The sequence below is a fragment of the Blastomonas natatoria genome (genome assembly GCF_003201955.1).
GTDB classification, from domain to species: Bacteria; Pseudomonadota; Alphaproteobacteria; order Sphingomonadales; family Sphingomonadaceae; genus Blastomonas; species Blastomonas natatoria.
In genome coordinates, this window is record NZ_QJJM01000001.1 from 52,253 (window position 1) to 68,228 (window position 15,976).

At 65.8% G+C, this 15,976-nt stretch carries 21 protein-coding genes; all 21 read right to left on the reverse strand.

Annotation, left to right across the window (positions count from 1 at the left end):
- Nucleotides 1–14: 14 nt before the first annotated feature.
- The 21 genes from C7451_RS00265 to C7451_RS00360 all read right to left on the reverse strand — a co-directional run bounded on the left by C7451_RS00265 (nucleotide 15) and on the right by C7451_RS00360 (nucleotide 15,973).
- Nucleotides 15–1,481: a phage tail sheath C-terminal domain-containing protein gene (locus C7451_RS00265; protein ID WP_110296985.1), complete on the reverse strand. Its 1,467-nt coding sequence runs from the start codon at nucleotides 1,479–1,481 to the stop codon at nucleotides 15–17.
- The gene (locus C7451_RS00270; protein WP_167398377.1) at nucleotides 1,478–2,104 is read right to left on the reverse strand and encodes a phage protein Gp37; all 627 of its coding nucleotides are present in this window, start codon (nucleotides 2,102–2,104) and stop codon (nucleotides 1,478–1,480) included. Before C7451_RS00270 ends, C7451_RS00265 begins: the two co-directional genes overlap by 4 nt.
- A complete protein-coding gene (locus tag C7451_RS19880; protein ID WP_167398378.1) occupies nucleotides 2,101–2,301 on the reverse strand; it encodes a hypothetical protein in 201 nt (66 codons plus the stop codon). The genes C7451_RS00270 and C7451_RS19880 overlap by 4 nt, the downstream gene beginning before the upstream one ends.
- Nucleotides 2,298–2,810 carry a phage virion morphogenesis protein gene (locus C7451_RS00275; RefSeq protein ID WP_110296987.1) on the reverse strand — a complete coding sequence of 171 codons (513 nt, stop codon included), beginning with the start codon at nucleotides 2,808–2,810 and terminating at the stop codon, nucleotides 2,298–2,300. The genes C7451_RS19880 and C7451_RS00275 overlap by 4 nt, the downstream gene beginning before the upstream one ends.
- Nucleotides 2,810–3,232 carry a gp436 family protein gene (locus tag C7451_RS00280; RefSeq protein WP_110296988.1) on the reverse strand — a complete coding sequence of 141 codons (423 nt, stop codon included), beginning with the start codon at nucleotides 3,230–3,232 and terminating at the stop codon, nucleotides 2,810–2,812. Before C7451_RS00280 ends, C7451_RS00275 begins: the two co-directional genes overlap by 1 nt.
- Nucleotides 3,233–3,314: 82 nt before the next feature.
- Complete coding sequence (locus C7451_RS00285; protein WP_110296989.1) at nucleotides 3,315–3,827, reverse strand: hypothetical protein; 513 nt, start codon at nucleotides 3,825–3,827, stop codon at nucleotides 3,315–3,317.
- Nucleotides 3,815–4,708 (reverse strand): Mu-like prophage major head subunit gpT family protein, encoded by an 894-nt coding sequence (locus C7451_RS00290; protein ID WP_110296990.1) that lies wholly within the window; start codon nucleotides 4,706–4,708, stop codon nucleotides 3,815–3,817. The genes C7451_RS00285 and C7451_RS00290 overlap by 13 nt, the downstream gene beginning before the upstream one ends.
- 18 nt (nucleotides 4,709–4,726) lie before the next feature.
- Entirely contained in the window at nucleotides 4,727–5,140 is a 414-nt protein-coding gene (locus C7451_RS00295; RefSeq protein WP_110296991.1) for a hypothetical protein, read from the reverse strand.
- Entirely contained in the window at nucleotides 5,140–6,243 is a 1,104-nt protein-coding gene (locus C7451_RS00300) for a phage protease (protein WP_110296992.1), read from the reverse strand. Before C7451_RS00300 ends, C7451_RS00295 begins: the two co-directional genes overlap by 1 nt.
- A 116-nt stretch (nucleotides 6,244–6,359) precedes the next feature.
- On the reverse strand, nucleotides 6,360–7,517 hold the full coding sequence (locus tag C7451_RS00305; protein WP_110296993.1) for a phage minor head protein: 1,158 nt from the start codon (nucleotides 7,515–7,517) through the stop codon (nucleotides 6,360–6,362).
- A gap of 1 nt (nucleotide 7,518) precedes the next feature.
- The gene (locus C7451_RS00310; protein WP_110296994.1) at nucleotides 7,519–8,040 is read right to left on the reverse strand and encodes a hypothetical protein; all 522 of its coding nucleotides are present in this window, start codon (nucleotides 8,038–8,040) and stop codon (nucleotides 7,519–7,521) included.
- Nucleotides 8,033–9,694 (reverse strand): DUF935 domain-containing protein, encoded by a 1,662-nt coding sequence (locus tag C7451_RS00315; RefSeq protein WP_146215257.1) that lies wholly within the window; start codon nucleotides 9,692–9,694, stop codon nucleotides 8,033–8,035. The genes C7451_RS00310 and C7451_RS00315 overlap by 8 nt, the downstream gene beginning before the upstream one ends.
- Nucleotides 9,695–9,705: 11 nt before the next feature.
- A complete protein-coding gene (locus C7451_RS00320; RefSeq protein ID WP_110296996.1) occupies nucleotides 9,706–11,244 on the reverse strand; it encodes a phage terminase large subunit family protein in 1,539 nt (512 codons plus the stop codon).
- A complete protein-coding gene (locus tag C7451_RS00325) occupies nucleotides 11,241–11,822 on the reverse strand; it encodes a phage protein Gp27 family protein (RefSeq protein ID WP_167398379.1) in 582 nt (193 codons plus the stop codon). The genes C7451_RS00320 and C7451_RS00325 overlap by 4 nt, the downstream gene beginning before the upstream one ends.
- Before the next feature lies 1 nt (nucleotide 11,823).
- Nucleotides 11,824–12,138: a VpaChn25_0724 family phage protein gene (locus C7451_RS00330; RefSeq protein ID WP_110296998.1), complete on the reverse strand. Its 315-nt coding sequence runs from the start codon at nucleotides 12,136–12,138 to the stop codon at nucleotides 11,824–11,826.
- Nucleotides 12,135–12,455 (reverse strand): hypothetical protein, encoded by a 321-nt coding sequence (locus C7451_RS00335; RefSeq protein ID WP_110296999.1) that lies wholly within the window; start codon nucleotides 12,453–12,455, stop codon nucleotides 12,135–12,137. Before C7451_RS00335 ends, C7451_RS00330 begins: the two co-directional genes overlap by 4 nt.
- Entirely contained in the window at nucleotides 12,442–12,909 is a 468-nt protein-coding gene (locus C7451_RS00340) for a hypothetical protein (RefSeq protein ID WP_110297000.1), read from the reverse strand. Before C7451_RS00340 ends, C7451_RS00335 begins: the two co-directional genes overlap by 14 nt.
- Nucleotides 12,906–15,074: an SGNH/GDSL hydrolase family protein gene (locus C7451_RS00345; RefSeq protein WP_110297001.1), complete on the reverse strand. Its 2,169-nt coding sequence runs from the start codon at nucleotides 15,072–15,074 to the stop codon at nucleotides 12,906–12,908. Before C7451_RS00345 ends, C7451_RS00340 begins: the two co-directional genes overlap by 4 nt.
- Entirely contained in the window at nucleotides 15,071–15,325 is a 255-nt protein-coding gene (locus tag C7451_RS00350; protein ID WP_110297002.1) for a hypothetical protein, read from the reverse strand. The genes C7451_RS00345 and C7451_RS00350 overlap by 4 nt, the downstream gene beginning before the upstream one ends.
- The gene (locus C7451_RS00355) at nucleotides 15,294–15,818 is read right to left on the reverse strand and encodes a hypothetical protein (RefSeq protein ID WP_110297003.1); all 525 of its coding nucleotides are present in this window, start codon (nucleotides 15,816–15,818) and stop codon (nucleotides 15,294–15,296) included. The genes C7451_RS00350 and C7451_RS00355 overlap by 32 nt, the downstream gene beginning before the upstream one ends.
- Nucleotides 15,815–15,973, reverse strand: a complete 159-nt coding sequence (locus C7451_RS00360) for an N-acetylmuramidase domain-containing protein (protein ID WP_110297004.1) — start codon at nucleotides 15,971–15,973, stop codon at nucleotides 15,815–15,817. Before C7451_RS00360 ends, C7451_RS00355 begins: the two co-directional genes overlap by 4 nt.
- Nucleotides 15,974–15,976 lie beyond the last annotated feature (3 nt).

Genomic DNA, 15,976 nt, shown 5'->3' on the forward strand with positions numbered 1-15,976 from the left:
TTTTGAGCGGGCCTTCAGAGCCGGAACTGGACCTGGGCGGCGAAGCTGCGGAACTGGTTGACCAGGTCCGGCGGCACGAGCGCGTTGACGCGGTTCGGATCACTACCGTCGCGCTCGACGATCAGGTCGGCGACGAACTGATCGAGCTGCTCGACCAGGCCCGCTTCCTCCAGCTCGCGGAACAGCGCGACGATCTCGGCCCGGATGATGCTGGGCGTCACGATCGCCTGGCCGCGCGAGAATGCGTTGCCGTCGCTGGCCAGCTTGTGGCGCGGGAACTTTGTGGCGATCCGGATTCGCAGCGCCTGGCGGAAGAACGCCAGCGTGTGAACCGTCTCCATGTCGAGATAGGCGGTGTCGTCCAGCCCGGCCGCGTTGGTCTGCCAGGTCGTGATCGCCCGCTCGATGCGCACTGTGCCGTCCTGGTCCGTCGCATAGGTGGCGATGCCATCGCGCAGCAGCAGCTCGCGCTCGGCGCGGGTGAAGCGCGCCCCCTCCTTGGGGCCAATCACCAGCGGCAGCGCCAGCGTGTGCAGCGGCCGGGCTGGGTCGATATGCGAGTAATAGCCGCAGATCGCGCCATAGCTCGATGCGAACTCCCAGGGCGGGGTCGGGCTGGCACCGGTGCCGATGATGCTGATAAGCTGCGAATTGAGCGCGCCGCCGAACGCCGAGGCCGCAGCCTGGTTGCCGGTCTTGGCGCCATAGGCCATGCTTTCCAACATGCGCACCGGCCCCCAGCGATCATCCAGCTCGGTCTTGGCCGCGCCCAGGATGGTCGCCGTCGCGGTGCCCAGGATGATCGTGCGATAGTTGCTGTCGCCGACAACGGGCCAGACGGTCGCATAATCCGGGTCGCCCGCACCATTGGCCATGGCGACGATCGCCAGCGCGATTCCGGCAGGCAGACCTTCGCCCTGGTAATGGCTGTGGCGGACATCGATGTCGTTGCCGCACGTGCCCTTGTGCCGGGCGGTCAGAGTGACGACCGCCGCGTTGACCGTCGCAGTCACCGGCAAGTCGAGCGCCGCGTTGATCGCCGCGCCGATCGCTGTGGCTGTGTTGTTCGCGCTCAGGCCGCTGGCGACCGTCACAGGCACGCGCTGGCCCGCGATCATCAGCGCGATCGTGCCCGCCGCCGTCGAAGGGCCGGTGACCGTGATCGTGCCGGTCGCGGCGGTACCGGCGTCGAGATCCGCGAGCGGGATGACTGTCAGTTCCGAATAGCGATCCGCCGCCTTGACCATGCGCACCATGCGAGTGAGCATCGATGCGCGACCGAACAGCGCGCTGGCGGCCCCGGCCTCGGCGACCACCACCGGGGCAAGCGCTGCAGCGGTCCCGGCCGCCAGCTTCTGGCCGATGACCAGGATGCGGTTGGGCAGCGCCGGCAGGCCGTTGGTCGCACGGCTCGAATCGAACTCGATATACTGACCGGGGACGCGCAGGCCCACGGGGATGCTGTTGAAGCTGATCGTCATGAAGTGGCTCCTTCAAGGGTAACGGTGTCGGTTGCGTCTGCCGGTTCATCATCGGGCAGCTCGGGGCCGATGCCGCCCAACGGCGGGACGTCCCAATTGGCGTGGAAGGTTTCGAAGCTGGCGAGCTCGCCATCGGCGATCAGCGGCATGATCGGCACGCGGACCTCCCACTCGAACGCAATGAGCGAGATCTTCGCATTGCGCGTTTCGGGAGTGCGGGCGACCAGGGCCAGGCGGCGCGGCCTGATCGGGCCAAGGCCGTCAAGCCCAAGGTCATTGCCTGCCAGCAGGCCGATCGCATCTAGCGCGAGCTGGTAGCTCCCCGGCTTGGCCTCGCCACCGCCGTGGCGCGTTGCCTGCTCGTTGCCGAGATGCTCCGCGCCCATGACCAGGGCGAACCGGGCGAGGCCATAGGTTACGCCCTCATCGTCCTGCTCCATGCTGACCAGGCCGAGAAAGACGCACCAGGCACCCGGCCAGCGCAGAGGCCCCTTCAGGTTCTTCAGATACTCGTCCCATTCGTCGGGATAGGTTTCGAGCGTGCGATAGACATAGCCCAGCCGACCGTCGGCTCCGGCATCGCGCAGCACGTCGATGACGGCGTTCTCGATCGCGGCGATCATGGCCAGCGCCTCGTGCACGGGTCTGTCAACGCTTCGACAAAGGACAGCGCGATCAGCGACACCAGCGCAAGCGGCCAGAATAGCGCGACCATCACGCGGCCGATCGGCTGGTCGTTCATGAGCGGGCCGAAGATGAACCACAGCATGGCGGCAATCACCGCCCAGACCGTGCCGCCCAGGATCAATGCCGCGCTCATCCCTCGATCTCCGGAACCGCGCCGCGCTCATAGTCCTCGGCCAGCGCCAGGATTTCTTCCTCGTCGTCGGCGCTGAGGCCAAGAAACGGACGTGCAGGCATGATGACCTCGCTGACGCGCCGGAAGCCAAGGCCACCGGGCAGCGCAAAGGTCAGATAGTCGCCGTTCTTCGGTCGGATCGTTCCGCCCATCTGGTGGATGCGCGCGTAGATCAGGTTCGTGCCCACCTCGGCTTCGGTCGCCGAGGCGCGATGCGTGATCGAGCTCTTGAGCCTGGCGCTATCGGTCAGCGTCTTGCCGCCCTGTTCGCGGGCGCGGCGCGAAGGCGTCCACTTGCTGCCATCGGGCGCGGTCTCGGTATCGAAGCGCTCGATCGTGCTCGATTCGAGATACAGGCCGATGCCGTCCATCAGGTCGGACAGGTCGCCATTGGCAGCGGCTAGTGCCGCCAGCCTGGCGTCGATCGCGGCCGAGCCGGCGACGCGTGCAGAGATGGAAACGCCAGCCATCAGAAGCTCTTGAGGCTATCGCGGCCGAACGTGTTCGGCTGGCCCGGGAACATGATCGCATCAGGGCGCGGCTCGGCGACTTCCTGCCCGCCATCGAGCACGATCGTGCCAGCGCTGATATCGCTGAGCCGCTTCATCGCGTCCTTGTGGCGATCCTTGACATGCTCCGGCCGGTCGCCGCGCCACAGCTCCTGGAATGCCAGGTCGCAGGCGATATCGCTGAGCAGCTGGTTGCCGGCGAGCAGCGCCACATCCTTGTGACGGCGGGCGACATAGCCGGTGATGATGGCATCGGCCCTGATCAGCGCGGCGTCGACGCGTGCGGCGTCGATCTCGCCGGTGCCTTCCTCGTCGGTTAGCTGGACCAGGTCCCGCGCCTCGAAGCGAGCCTGCATATCGGCAAGGGTCGCAAACAGGGGCACGTGACGGGTCCTTTCGATCGATCAGAGCAAATGCCGGGTGCGTTCTAACGGGCAAGAGCGCACCCGGCTGGAGCGGGCCGCGTCAGGACGCGGCCTTGGCCTCGGACGCCTTGGGCTTTGCAGCCTTCGGCGCGCGACCCGAGGGCTTTTCGGGTTCGGAAGCGGGTGCGGCGACCGGTGCGGGAGCAGCGTCCGCAGCCGGTTGTTCTTCTCCGGAAGGCGGGGTCGCCGCTTCCGTCGCTGTCTGCGAAGCATCATCACCCGTCGCCGCCGCAGCGTCGGATGCCAAACTGGGCTCAAGCGGAGTTTGGCTATCAGCGCCGCCCTCCTCGCCCGTTCCGGTCATGAATTTCGCCAGGGTATCCTGCATGTCGACCAGGTCTGCAGGCTCGATCACCCGAAAGCGCTCGCCATCGCCAAGCTCGCAGATCAGCTCGGACTCGTTCACGAGAAGACCCAAGGTCACGAGCGTCAGATTGCAGAGCAGCAGAATGATGGGCTCATGCCCGAAGGCCATCCCGGCGCGGCGGAAGCTGCGGCTGCGCGCGGTGACGCGCAGCTGCAGAATATCCTCGCCCGACATCATGCCAGCCACGGCGCGACCATCAGCTCGGCCGTGCCCTTCCATTCGTTGGTTTCGCCGCCAGCAGCATATTCGCTGTTGAGCAGCTTACGGGCCGCGCTCTCGTTCGATGGCGCGACGACGAGCAGGTTGGGCATGATGCCCAGCGGGCGGCCATAGTCGCCCTTGAAGTTCTGCATCGCGGCGCGCGCAGCGGCATAGTTGGCGGCGCTGAGGGTGTCCTTCGAGCCATAGGCGAACTGCCAGAAGCCGAAACCGACATTCATCCGCGCGTCGGCCCCGTAGAGGAACTCCTTGCGGCTGAAGACATTGTCGTCCGTCGGCTCGTCCTTGCTGACGAACTGGAAGTCCTTGCGAACCTGCAGCAGGATCGGCTTGAGCGCGCGGCTGGTGTCGATCAGGAACCAGGGTGAGCCTGCGCCGCCGCCCGAGTTCGACACCGAGACGGGAACACCATCAGCATCGAGCACCGGGTGATCGGTGTCGAAGAAGAACTGGCCGTCATAGCACTTGGTGTTGAAGCCGGCCTTCAGCAGGTCGAACACCAGGCGGCACTTGTGCGCGCCGGTCGACAGGCCCATCTCGCGGAACAGCGGGCCATAGATGCCGATATTGTCGTCCTCGATATCGTTGCGATCGACGCCGATCGTCAGCTCGAAATCGCGGTTCTTGATCGTGTAGTCGTGCTGGCTGATGTTCTGCACGACGCGATCGCCAAACCATTCGCGAACATTGGGCACCTTGCCCAGCCAGCCGTATTCCTCGCGGCCATTGGTCGAGGGCACGAGGGTCGAGACCATCTCGTGCTGCACCGGAGCCTGCGCTAGGCCCTCCTGGTAGTTGCCCTTATAGCCGACGCCGAGCGTGGCGAGGTTGCCCTTGTTGATAAGCATGTGAGGTGAGCCTTTCTGTTACGCGAAGCGAACCCAGACGCCCTGGGCGTCCACGTCCACGACCTTGCCTGCGATTGAGCGGGTGTTGGTGCCGCTCGTCTTGGCCACCGTCTGATCGTCGACGATGTAGCAATCGTCGCCGATCTCGGCCCGAGTGATGGCATCGGTCGAGCCGCTGTTGGCGAACCGGAACACACCCTTGAAGACGCGGACCTTCAGGTCTCCGTTCGAGCCGCCCGTGTTGTCGACGGCTTCCTGGGCAACGCCGTCGGCCACCAGCGTGGTGGCGGTCGAACCGGGGACAGCCCAGCCGGTTGCCGAGAGGCATACGATTCCACCCGCAAAGATCACGGCATTGGCGGCGACATCACGCGAGAACACGTCGGCCTGGGCAAGGCGCGGCGTGGCGCGGTCCTGGGTAAGCGCGGTCATCAGTTCTTCCCTTCGTCACGGGCCTTGAGGAACTGATCCTCGGTCAGGCCCAGCTGGCTGGCGATTGCGGATTCCTCGGCGGTCAGCTTGCTTTTGTCCGCGTCGGTCTTGGTGTTGAGCATGTCGCCGGCCGCGAACGGCACAGCGGCGTCGAGGAAAGAGTGAAAGCTGGCCAAGTCCTTCTTCGCCAGGTCGAGGGCCCAGTCGCGCTGGACCGGGGGGACCTTGCCATCAGCAACGGCCTGGTCGACGGCGGCGATCGCTGCAGCCTCGGCTCCTTCGCGAACCGTCTTGGCCAGCGCATCATAGCTAGCGCGCGGCACGAACTGGGCGGGGTCGATTGCGGCGGTCTTCTCCGCCAGGGCGGCGGCGATGGCAGCACCATCGGCATCGGCGGCAAGCCCGACAGCGACGCGGACCTCGCCAAGCGTCGTGTCGATCGCCGCCAGCTGGGCCGACTGCGCGGTGGACTTTTCCATCATGTCCTTGATGGCGGCGAGGACTTCCTCCTCGCTGGCGTCGTCGGCAAGGCCGAGCGCCGAGGCAATAGCTTTCATGGACTTGGTGTCTCCTTCGTCATCATCCGCCTCGTCTGTATCCATGTCCGCAGACGCGATGGCGGCCAGGTCGAGGTTGGGGGAATTGGTGAGGCCCGCGTTGACCAGGCGCGTGATGCGGCCGTCCTTCTGCGCGAACCGGAAATGCGGGGAGATGTAGCGATACTCGCCCGCCTGCAGCGCCTGATGCGCGGCGGCGGTCCATTCGACCTGACCATGGATACCATCGGCCTCGACGGTCAGCGCCTTGATCCAGCCCGCCGCCCTGGCCGTGCCGCCCTTGGGCACGGCCAGCACGCTCTGGTGGTCATAGTCGATGAAGAGCTCGGTGCCGTTCTGGACCGCGAGCGTTGTGTCGATCACCGCCTGGGCGTGCGCTGCATCGGCCAGGCGATACGGGCCGCGACCGTCGCGGCCATAGATCGGGTCGCCAAAGGGAAGCAGCTGCACCTTGGTGCGGACCTTGCCCTCGGCATCGAGCGCGGCCTGCGACGTGGCGATCGCCACGGCCGTGCCAGCATCGGGGGAGGTTTTGTGCTTCGTCATGGTGACAAAGCGATAAGCCAAGGCCGATGCTCAGATAGGGCTGTGGTCCTGCAGCACCTTTTGTCGGCTCCTTCAGCCTGGCTTAACCGGCTTCGGGACTGCTGGCAATTGCCGCTTCAGCGCTGCCAGACGATCTTGCCGCCGCCTGCCGATCGCAAGGGGGTCGTCCGCCAACCAGCGCGACCGATATCGAACGCGACGGTGCCGGCGAGATAGCGCCGCATCAGCATCATCCGGCCGGTCTTGTCGCGCACCCAGACCAGGCGGATCGTGTCCGGCCTTGCCAGGGCAGCCAGGCCGAGCTCGTAGCGCCGCAGCTGCGACCGGTTGGGGAGCTGCAGATCGCCGCGCGGGCTTCGGAACAGGCCCGCGCCGATCGCGAACGGCCAGCCGGTTGCGTCGCGCCAGATCTTCCCGCGCTGGATCTCGCCGGCTTCCAATTCGAAGGGCCGCAAGAGCCGCTTCAGCACCTTCTCGGCGTCCGCTGAAAGGTCGGCCGCAGCCGTCGCATCACCCTCGCCAGGCTGGCCGGGCATCGGCTTGGGGCTGAGCGGATCGAGATAGGCCTTGCCGACATTGAACGAGAAGCCGGGATCGATGCCGCGTTCGGTCCGCGTGATCTCACCGGTGCGGCGGTTGACATAGTCCTTCTGGGGGAAGCGCACCGGCTGATCGGTCACCTTCTCGCCGCGCCGGTCGAGCATGCGCTGGTTGGCCGGGCGCGCGGTGCAGCGGCAATTCCATCCGCAAGGCGGGTAATGCGTATCCCACCAAGGATCATCGACCGGCAGGATCGTCTTGTGCCAGGCCCCGTGCTCGGGCCGCTCGCGCCCGTCCTTGACCGATTCGTAGATCAGGAACGGGAAGACCCGCTTCTGGCGCTGGATGCGCTCCCATCGCCCGGCCGCATAGGCGCTGCGCAGATTGGTGTCGAAGATGGTGCGCAGCCTGGCCGGGCTGCCGAGCTGGACGACGCGCTGCTCGCCGGTCAGCGGATCGGTTTCCAGGCTGCGGCCCCACCAGCCACGCGCCATCAGCAGCGGGGTGAGCTGCTCGCGGAAAGTGGCAAGCGTCGTGCCATTGACCAGCGCGTCATCGACCGCTTGGCGAATGTCCTCGAGCAGATCGCGCGACATGGCCTTGGCCACGGTGAACGCCTTGGCATGCTCTTCCTGCCAGACATCGCGCCAGTCGAAGCCGAAAGCGATACCCTTGGCGCGGAAGAACGCGATCGCCTCTTCGGGCAGCAGCAGCGGCGGCGTCTCCTCGAGCATGTCAGGCCCCGATCAGCGGGCGACCGGCATCGTCGGCCAGGGCGGCGACCGTGTTGGCTGCCAGGACGCGGGTCAGTGCCCAGCTCTGGCGGCGATACCGCACGAAACCCGGCTCGAACCTGCTGCCCTGCCGGGCGCGATAGCCTGCGATGACACCGATCGAGACGTGATGCCCGGCAATGCCGAGGCACGCATCGATCGTCGCCTTGGCATCCTCGCTATACCAGGCACGGCGGACAAGCCCTCCGCCGATATCGAGCGCATGCAGAACCGTCACCCGCGCCGATAGGAGGTCCGCCGGCAGCATAAGCGCATCAAGCCGGACGCGGTCGGCTTGCCCGAGCTGTTCGCCCGGCTGGACCAGAAGGCCGCGCGGCGTGCCATCCGGCAGATGGTCGAACCGGGGAACGCCGGGACCCGCCGTAGTGACGGCACCTGCCGCATTCCGATAAGCCGCCGCCGTCGGCCGCGTGAACGCGAACGCGATATCAAAGTCGCCCTGGTCGAGATCGCCGTCAGCCATCGGCCGCTTCGCCACCTTCGCCGCGCGCCTCGATGTCGCCCAGCAGGCGCGAGCCGAAACCCGCACGCGCCAGCACCGATTGCATGGCGCTGACGTCCATCGCCTGGAGCGCATTGATCAGCCCGTCGCGAACATCCTCCAGGCTCTCGGCGCTTTCGAGCAGCGCGTCGATCGGTCCGCGCATCGGATCGACAAGCGCCTGCCAGTCGTCCAGCGCCTCGTCGATCGCGCGATCGATGCCGTCCGGCTGTCGTTCCGACTGCGCAGCCGCGACCGCCCCTTGATCCTGATTGCCCCCTGTGGGCGATTTAAAGGGCTCTAAGGGGGCGCTCGCCGGATTTTTCCGTATGTCGGGGGCTGCCGCGTCTCCTGGGGCTTCTCCGGGCGAATTTGAGGGGGTCGAAACCTGCAGGGGTTCTTCGCCCTCTTCCGGTGCCGGAAGACCAGCCCGCTCGCGCATCTGGGTGCCTCCGATCTTGACGCCCATCGCCGCCAGTTCCTTGGCATTGGCGATATCAATAGCTGCGTCGATCTCATCCGGCCTGCCGATGCGGATGCGCGGATAGGTTGTGCGCACGCCCCGGTTGAGCATGATCATCGGCACGACAATGTCGCGGTTGATCGTCGCGCTAACCAGCTTTGCGTCCGCGTCCATGATGTCGCCGCGCACATCGTTGTGCACGTTCGCCTGGCCGGAACCAAGGCCGCCCGCCTGCGCATCGGTGGTGTTGGTCTGGCCCAGCACCGCCTTGCTGAACTGCAGGTCCCAGAACTCGGCCTTGCTGCGCCACAGATCGTTGGGCGCGGTGCCCGCCTTTCGGTCGATGAACTCGACTTTCATCGTCTCGGGGATGGTGCCCCAAGCGTCAGCCCCCAGCTGGGTCAACGCGTTGGCCAGGATGCGCTTGTTCGCCTCGGTCTCGTTCGGGCCGTATTTGCCCAGGCGCAGCGGGTGGCCATAGCCCTCCAGGAAGATGACCCAGTCCTTGATCGCATAATTCTTGAACAGATAGCCCCAGGCGAGCGCGCGCATCAGCCCGCCCCGGATCGGCAGGCCGCTCTTGGCCTTGTGCTCATGCACGACGAACTTGGCGGCGGGCAGCCGCTTCGTGCCCTCGTTGGTGCGCAGGCGCAGATCCTCGCCCGTCGTCCGGTCATATTCGAAATGCCGGGGATCGCGCCACTTGATCCGATCCGGCGTCCAGAGCTGCGCCGTCGTCTTCCAGATGATCTCGCAGGCCGAGCGGCCCTTGCCGATCGCGTCGAGGATGTCGAACAGCGCCAGCTCCAGCGCGCCGGTGTCCAGCCAGTCGCGCACCAGATCGGCGTCGGCCTGTTCCTCGGGGCTGTCGCCAGCCGCATCGACCTCGATCGGAAGCGCGCAGACCGCGCGCTTGCGCGTGCCCAGGATCGAGAGGATGTGCAGGTCCTTTTCCTCGATCTCCTCGGCCAGCTCGAAATAGGCGATCTCGTCGCCACCCTCGGCCGCGCGTAATATCTGGCCCAGCTTGCGCGGGTCCATGCCCTGGGCCGGATGGCCCGACTGGATCGAGCGCACCGAGCCGACGGATGGCGCGGCTATCTCGCGGCGCAGCGTGTCCATTATCATCGGCCGGCCATCGGCCCAGACCAGCGGGGGAGGTTTGGTTGCCATCTGCTGTTCCTTCACCAGGCACCGCGCGCGGGCATGCGGGTGCCGCGCGGGTCGCGCCTGTTGTCATTCTGGGGAGCGCGGCTGGGCATGCCTTGCCGGCTGTCGCTGGAGCTCCCGAAATACTCGTAAAGCGCACCGCCGAGCTGATAGGCGCGCCACGCCAGGGCATAGGCCCAGAAGCGGTCGGCATGGACGTCGCCATCGTTGACGATCCGGACGCTGCCCGATTCCTCGCTGCCCATCTTCTTGAGCGCCATCAGGTCGGCGCGCGTGATCGCGTCGGACCGTATGCGGACCTTGCGCTGCTCGAAAGCCTTCTTGAGCCCGATCGCCAGGTCATAGCGGTTGGGGCCGGTCAGCAGCTCGCCATAGACCCGGGTTGCCCCGTGCTTGATGATCAGATCCTCGACGACCTTCTCGCCCATGCCGGTCTGGTCGACGCGGGCCTGCACGACGCGGCGGCGCAGGAACAGCCCGTCGAAGAACGCGTCCTGGTGCGCGAAGGTCTGGCCGCTTTCCTCGTAAGTGTCGCGCTGCCAGAGCACGTCGCCGATCAGCTCCATGCAATATTGCACCTGGCCGTCGCGGCGGCGGGCCACGTCGCGGCCGACATAGCACAGCCCGCCGGCATAATGATCGGGCAGGCCGCATTCGGGATGCTCGGCCGCGATGATGTCCTCCAGCGCGATCAGGCAGCCCGAACCGGTCTTGGGAACGCAGTCGAGCTCTTCCTCCGCGTCCTCGCCATAGGCGGCTCGGATCTCCGCTTCCCATTGCTCCTTGCCCGGCAGCTCGGTGCCCTTGGTCCGCGCGACCAGGGCAACGCGCTCGTAGAGCCCGGCCTCCATCGCATCGGCGAAGGTGATCTTCATCGTCTGCCCGGCGCGCTTGCCCGCTCGTATCTCGTCGAGCAGCACGTTGAACGGGTTGGCGACGCCGTCATGGGTCGAGATGACCACGACCTGGCCGCCCCAGATCAGCAGCGCCATGGCCGACTTGATGACCTCGTTGACGTTCTTGTGGAACGCGGCCTCGTCGATGATGACGATGCCCTGCTTTCCTCGCAGCGCACGCGGCACGCTGGGCAGCGCGGTTACCCGGAAGCCGCTGGCAAAGCGGATGCTGAAGGCCTTGACCCCATGCTCGCGGCCGTTCTCGTCGGTATAGAGGACCTCTTCTTCGACCAGCTCGCCCGCGACCAGGCCAAAGGCCCGCGCCCACATGGCGCAGACCTCGATAAACTCCAGGGTCATGTCCTTGTCATAACCCATATACCAGACGTTCTGCCCACCGGCATCGACGGCGCTTGCTGCCTTCAAGGCGGCAAAGGCAGCAACGCCCCAGGTCAGTCCGATGCGCCGGCTCTTCTCGATGACCAGCAGCGCGGTGCCGGCGAACAGCTTGTCGACCGTCTTCTGCTGATAGCCGAGCAGTAGGTCGCCCTTGGGCAGCCGCACGATCGCAGCCTCGGCCGCAGCGCGATCGCCCTGGATTTCGCGGCGGCGGATTTCCTCGTCGCGCTTGGCCTGGTCAGCCGGTGACAGCTTCACGAATCGCTCCCCAGAACGGCGTGGCGGATCGCTTCGACGGTGTCCCTGGACAGGCCCTTGGCGCGTGCCGCCGTGGTCGCCTTCTCGGCCGCAGCCTTGGTCGCCTTCTCGGCCGCGCGGCGCTCGGCCTTCTCGACCACGTCCAGGTCCGTCTTGCGCGCCAGCGCCAGGTTGCGCAGCGCCTCGGAGAATTCCTTGGCCTCTTTCGGAGTGAGCTGGATGCCATTGCCGTCTTTCTCGGCAAGCATCAGGCGGAACATGTTCGCGTGCAGCAGCTGGCCGTTCAGGTCGAGCAGCTCGGACTGGCTGGAGTTGCCAGCCTGTTTGGCGAGCGCCTCGGCATACGCCTGGGTTTCGCGCATCTCGCTGCTGATATCGGCAAGGGTCCGCACATGACGGCCGAGAGCGGACCGGCTGATATGGCCCTGGCCCATCTTGATCAGCTGGTCCCTGATCTCGTCGATCGTCCAGCCCTTGTCGATCCGCAGCTCGTTGATGAGCGCGCGGATCTCCGGGTCCAGCCGGTCGATGCTGGACAGCGTATGCTTCAGGGGTTTGGGACGGGCACGCCGCGCCATGTCAAACTGCCGTGCCGGGGCTGGGCTTCTGCACGCCGGGAGCGTGCGACTTGCCCGCCGCAACATCGCCGCCGCGCTCGCTCAGCGTCGCCACCATGACGGTCGATGCGCCCGGCCGCAGGATGGTAATCAGGCGCTGCTCTTCCAGCCAGGTCAGGTGTCCGCGCATCTGATCGCGGGTGCAGACCAGGCCATGCGCCTCGACGCTCTGGTGCAGGATGCTGTCATTGGCGAAATAGCCCGGCGCATCGGCCAGTAGGCGCAGGATGCACAGGCGGATATGCGCCGCATGAAGATCTGCGAAGCTGCCGCTCATTTGCCGTTCACTCCCTTCTCGAGGAAAAAGTCTTCCAGTCGGCGCACGCCCTGGGCGGTGCGGTCGGAAAGCTCGCGGTGCCCGTCGAGCTTGGTCTCGATCCGCGCCAGGTCCGCCTTGGTTGCCATCTGGCCGACGCTGCGCTCGATCGCCTCGAACCTGGTCTCCAGCTCGCGGACCTCGCCCTTGATGGTCATCAGGTCCTTGCTGATCTTGCCTGTGTTCTCGGGGTTGGCCCGGCCATGACGAAACGCCACGACAATGCCGATGATGATGAAGGCCATGATGGCCAGTTCGAAAGGGCTAGTCGGCGGCATGTCGGGAATCCTCGGGTATCTCTGGCTGAGCGAACAGGTCGGGTTGCTCGGGTGGCGGTGGCGGCTGGCCGATCGCACGGCGCAGGCTTGCCATGATCTGGGTGCCGATGAGCTCGATCACGCTGAAGCCTGCGAAGCCGAGGCCGATCGACACGACCAGGGCGAACAGCAGGCCCGGCCTGCTGTCGATCACCCAGACCAGGGCCAGCAGTGCCAGGATTGCCGACACAGCCAGGTTGCGGCCGAGCGACAGCGACGGGTTGCCCTTGGGGCTGAGAGGCCGTGCCAGGAGCACGCCAATTACCGCGACGGCAGACGTGACGATCGGAACTGAGACGCCCAGCACATCGGCGCTGTAAGGCGTGGCCTGGTGAAGGGGTTGCGTCGCTGCTGTGGCAGCGAAGGCCGGTGGCCAGAGCGTCATGAACGCCATTGATGCGGGCTTGATGGTCATGCCAGGCCAAGCTGTTCGACCGCAGCGCGGCCATATTGCTGAAGCTCGAAGATGCCGGGGTGGTTGCCGCCTGCGCCGATATTGGTGGAGCAAAGCGCCTCGGCGGGCATGCCGATCGCACCGAGATTGCGATCATCGGCAATCGCCGTCGTGCTGATGAAGGCCGCGCCCGAGTCCATGGCGGCGGCTTCCAGAGCGTCGCAGGTGTAGCGCCAGTTGCTCACACTTTCGTCTGCGTGAGGCCGGGGACAGCCCATGACGATCGGGATCGCACCCTCTGCCTGAAACTGCCCGACCATGTTGACGATGTTTGCATAGGTCGAGGTGCTGCCGCGTTCGTTCATGCCGAAAGCGATCACGACGGCATCAAGGGATGCAGCCAGCGGCACGGCGATGCGGGCAGGCCACAGGCCGTTATTGTCGCTGTTCGCGCTCGTGGTCCCACCGATGCCGTAATTCAGATAATCGACAACATCAGCGCCCGCGAGCGCATCAAGCGCCGCCTTGATCGACCAGTTCCAGCCAATCTTGGTGTGGACCTGGCCGGACCCGTCGCCGAAATCGAACAGCGGCAACAGCGCGAGCGTGTCGCTGGGATAGGCCGAGAAATAGACCGATCGCCTGTCGCGCCATTCGCCATTCGCCGCATATCGAACCGCCGCATCGCTTGGCGCGCCCGTCTGCAGGGCAGTGATGCTGTCGCCATAGCCGCCCCAGTTGATCGCATCGCCGCGCATCGCCTTGCCGATCACGGGGCGCAACAGGCCACGATTGCGCTCGGCATGGCGCGCCATGTTTGGTTCCTGGCCGATCTTGATCAGCCCACGGAACTGCGCGCAGTTGACCGCCCCGACCGCGCCACTGTCGCGAACCAGCGCGCGGGCTAGCAAGACCTTGCCGGCAGGCGTGGCTGGCAGATACTCGATCGCGTCAAGTTCCTCGTCGCGCTGTTCGGTCGCCTCAGTTGAAATCGCCCCGGTCAGCCGGTCAGCGTAAACCCCGAACGCCCATTCTTTTCCAGCAGCGGCGGCGGTGAATGTCACAGTGTCGCTGACAGCCACCTCATTGCCGTTGGCAAACAGCTTACCCGAGACGGTCAGATTGTTGCCGACCAGCGCGACATCAACGCTGGCACTGCGGAACGGGTCAGCCTTGACCGCTCCGGCACCGGTATCGAACAGCTCCGTCGTCACCGCAAAGGCCGGGCGGATGGCGATGATGGGGATGGCTTCCCAAAAACCGGCGGCTTGTCCCTCAAAGCGATACCAGCCATACTGATATTGCTGGGTCGCGCCGCTGACCGGGCCGTGCGACAGATTGTTATACTGCGGCACATCCGAATTGTTGACGGCGACCACATCGAAAATCAGCAACGTGCCATCCGGCGCCGTCTGGCCGCCGAGCGGGATCGTCGCGACACCGCCGACGCCGGAAACCAGACCAACCTCGGCAAGCGTGAATTCGCGCGTGTCAATAACCGTGTCGCCAGCATTGCCCGGCTGGCTGTTCAGCCAGGCATCGGTGCTCAACCTGCTGGAACGCTTGACTATGATCTTGGTCGCCGCGCTGCTGGTGAACGTGAAGGGAACCAGCAGGGTGGCAAGAGGCGTGTCCGCGGGCACATCTTCGCCGCCCATCACTGCGACAGCAAGGTTTGTGCTGTTGCCGGTGCTGTAATTCCCTGCTGCCGGGCGATCGACTGCGGTCGCGATGATGGTGTCGAAGCTCGCGTTCACCTTGGCGTTCGTCGCGATCGTATCTGCTAAAAGGGCAGCGGCGATGGCTGCACTTTCACCTGCGGCCTCTTCAGAAGCCGATGCCTGATCAACCAGCGCCTGGACTTCGGCACTGGCGTCGGCAGACAGCTTCTCGAACTGTAACCAGTTGCCAGTGCCGGGCGCGCCGACCTTACGCCACCATCCATTCTTGGCCGGGTTGGGGTCTGCAAATACCAGGCCGATGCTGTTGGCGGGATAGTCGAGCAGCGCCTGCAGGTCTGCCTCTTCCTCGGTCGTCTCGTCGGTCGAGATCAGCCTGCCAAGCAATTGCCGGATTTGAAGCTTTTGCATCGGCCCGCCAGGCTCCTGCACGGCGGTCAGCGCATTCGGGCTGACCGCCGTGGCTGCCGGCAGCTGCTCAAAGGATCGCGTCTCAAGGTCGCTCATCTGGGGCACTGGTCCTTCGCGTCGTGAATGCGGCCTTCCACCAGGCCGAGGTAGATCAGGGTGTCGGACAGCCAGGCCATGCCCGGCTCATTCCCGTTGATGACGGCATCGGCCGAAGGCTGCGGCTTCATGGGCAGCGCCGCCGTGATCTCGGGCGGGCAAACCGTTCGAACGATCGTGCGCGTCTCGATCAGCGGGTCGGGCTCGATTGATGGGCGGTCAGTCGGCGAGGTCGCGCAGGCATGAAGCATCGCAGCGGATAAGGCTGCCAGCATCACGCGGCGCACGGGCGATCGTCTGGGCATGGGCTTGGGCTTTCTGGTTGGCCGTGGCGGCGCGGGTTTCGGCGCGCAGCACAGCAAGGTCCTGCGCATCGATCAGCGCGGCGATGGTTTCGTTGGCCTGGGCGAGCTCGCCCTGGGCCAGCTCGCGGGCAAGAAACTCGCGCTTGACCTCGGCCGAGCAGACCAGCCGGATCGCGGCGCGACTTTTGATCAGGTCGGGCGCGCCGAGCGCATGGTCGCAGGCCTCGGCGCGGCGCTGCGCCTCGATTGCTTGGCGCACCTTGGGCAAGCAGGCGTCGATCGGCTTGTCGGCCGCGCTGGCGGCCTTGTCGCAGGCAACAGCAGCGTCGGCCTTGGCCTTCTGGTGGAAGCGGTCGGCAGCGAGACCGAAGAGCGCGCCGATCGCAATCGCCAGGCCAGCCAGGCCCAGGAATCGCCAGATGGGAAAGCCGCCCATCATGCAGCACCTCGCGCGAACTTGGCATGCGCGGCAGCGATCTTCTCGTCGTAGCGGTTGTCTGCGAAGCCGCTGCCGTTGTAACCGCGCGCAAAGGGCTGGCAGTCGAGCGCCCGATTGCTGATCTGGCGCAGGGCCGGGACGAGCTTCTTGTTCATGAT

What these genes read in the sequence shown, in the direction of transcription:
- C7451_RS00295 (WP_110296991.1), bottom strand. Translation starts at nt 5,140, where the DNA reads ATGACCGCGCTTACCCAGGACCGCGCCACGCCGCGCCTTGCCCAGGCC.
- C7451_RS00310 (WP_110296994.1), bottom strand. Translation starts at nt 8,040, where the DNA reads ATGGCTGACGGCGATCTCGACCAGGGCGACTTTGATATCGCGTTCGCG.
- C7451_RS00305 (WP_110296993.1), bottom strand. Translation starts at nt 7,517, where the DNA reads ATGCTCGAGGAGACGCCGCCGCTGCTGCTGCCCGAAGAGGCGATCGCG.
- C7451_RS00345 (WP_110297001.1), bottom strand. Translation starts at nt 15,074, where the DNA reads ATGAGCGACCTTGAGACGCGATCCTTTGAGCAGCTGCCGGCAGCCACG.
- C7451_RS00340 (WP_110297000.1), bottom strand. Translation starts at nt 12,909, where the DNA reads ATGACCATCAAGCCCGCATCAATGGCGTTCATGACGCTCTGGCCACCG.
- C7451_RS00330 (WP_110296998.1), bottom strand. Translation starts at nt 12,138, where the DNA reads ATGAGCGGCAGCTTCGCAGATCTTCATGCGGCGCATATCCGCCTGTGC.
- C7451_RS00360 (WP_110297004.1), bottom strand. Translation starts at nt 15,973, where the DNA reads ATGAACAAGAAGCTCGTCCCGGCCCTGCGCCAGATCAGCAATCGGGCG.
- C7451_RS00355 (WP_110297003.1), bottom strand. Translation starts at nt 15,818, where the DNA reads ATGATGGGCGGCTTTCCCATCTGGCGATTCCTGGGCCTGGCTGGCCTG.
- C7451_RS19880 (WP_167398378.1), bottom strand. Translation starts at nt 2,301, where the DNA reads ATGAGCGCGGCATTGATCCTGGGCGGCACGGTCTGGGCGGTGATTGCC.
- C7451_RS00335 (WP_110296999.1), bottom strand. Translation starts at nt 12,455, where the DNA reads ATGCCGCCGACTAGCCCTTTCGAACTGGCCATCATGGCCTTCATCATC.
- C7451_RS00270 (WP_167398377.1), bottom strand. Translation starts at nt 2,104, where the DNA reads ATGATCGCCGCGATCGAGAACGCCGTCATCGACGTGCTGCGCGATGCC.
- C7451_RS00350 (WP_110297002.1), bottom strand. Translation starts at nt 15,325, where the DNA reads ATGCTTCATGCCTGCGCGACCTCGCCGACTGACCGCCCATCAATCGAG.
- C7451_RS00275 (WP_110296987.1), bottom strand. Translation starts at nt 2,810, where the DNA reads ATGGCTGGCGTTTCCATCTCTGCACGCGTCGCCGGCTCGGCCGCGATC.
- C7451_RS00290 (WP_110296990.1), bottom strand. Translation starts at nt 4,708, where the DNA reads ATGCTTATCAACAAGGGCAACCTCGCCACGCTCGGCGTCGGCTATAAG.
- C7451_RS00265 (WP_110296985.1), bottom strand. Translation starts at nt 1,481, where the DNA reads ATGACGATCAGCTTCAACAGCATCCCCGTGGGCCTGCGCGTCCCCGGT.
- C7451_RS00315 (WP_146215257.1), bottom strand. Translation starts at nt 9,694, where the DNA reads ATGGCAACCAAACCTCCCCCGCTGGTCTGGGCCGATGGCCGGCCGATG.
- C7451_RS00325 (WP_167398379.1), bottom strand. Translation starts at nt 11,822, where the DNA reads ATGGCGCGGCGTGCCCGTCCCAAACCCCTGAAGCATACGCTGTCCAGC.
- C7451_RS00300 (WP_110296992.1), bottom strand. Translation starts at nt 6,243, where the DNA reads ATGACGAAGCACAAAACCTCCCCCGATGCTGGCACGGCCGTGGCGATC.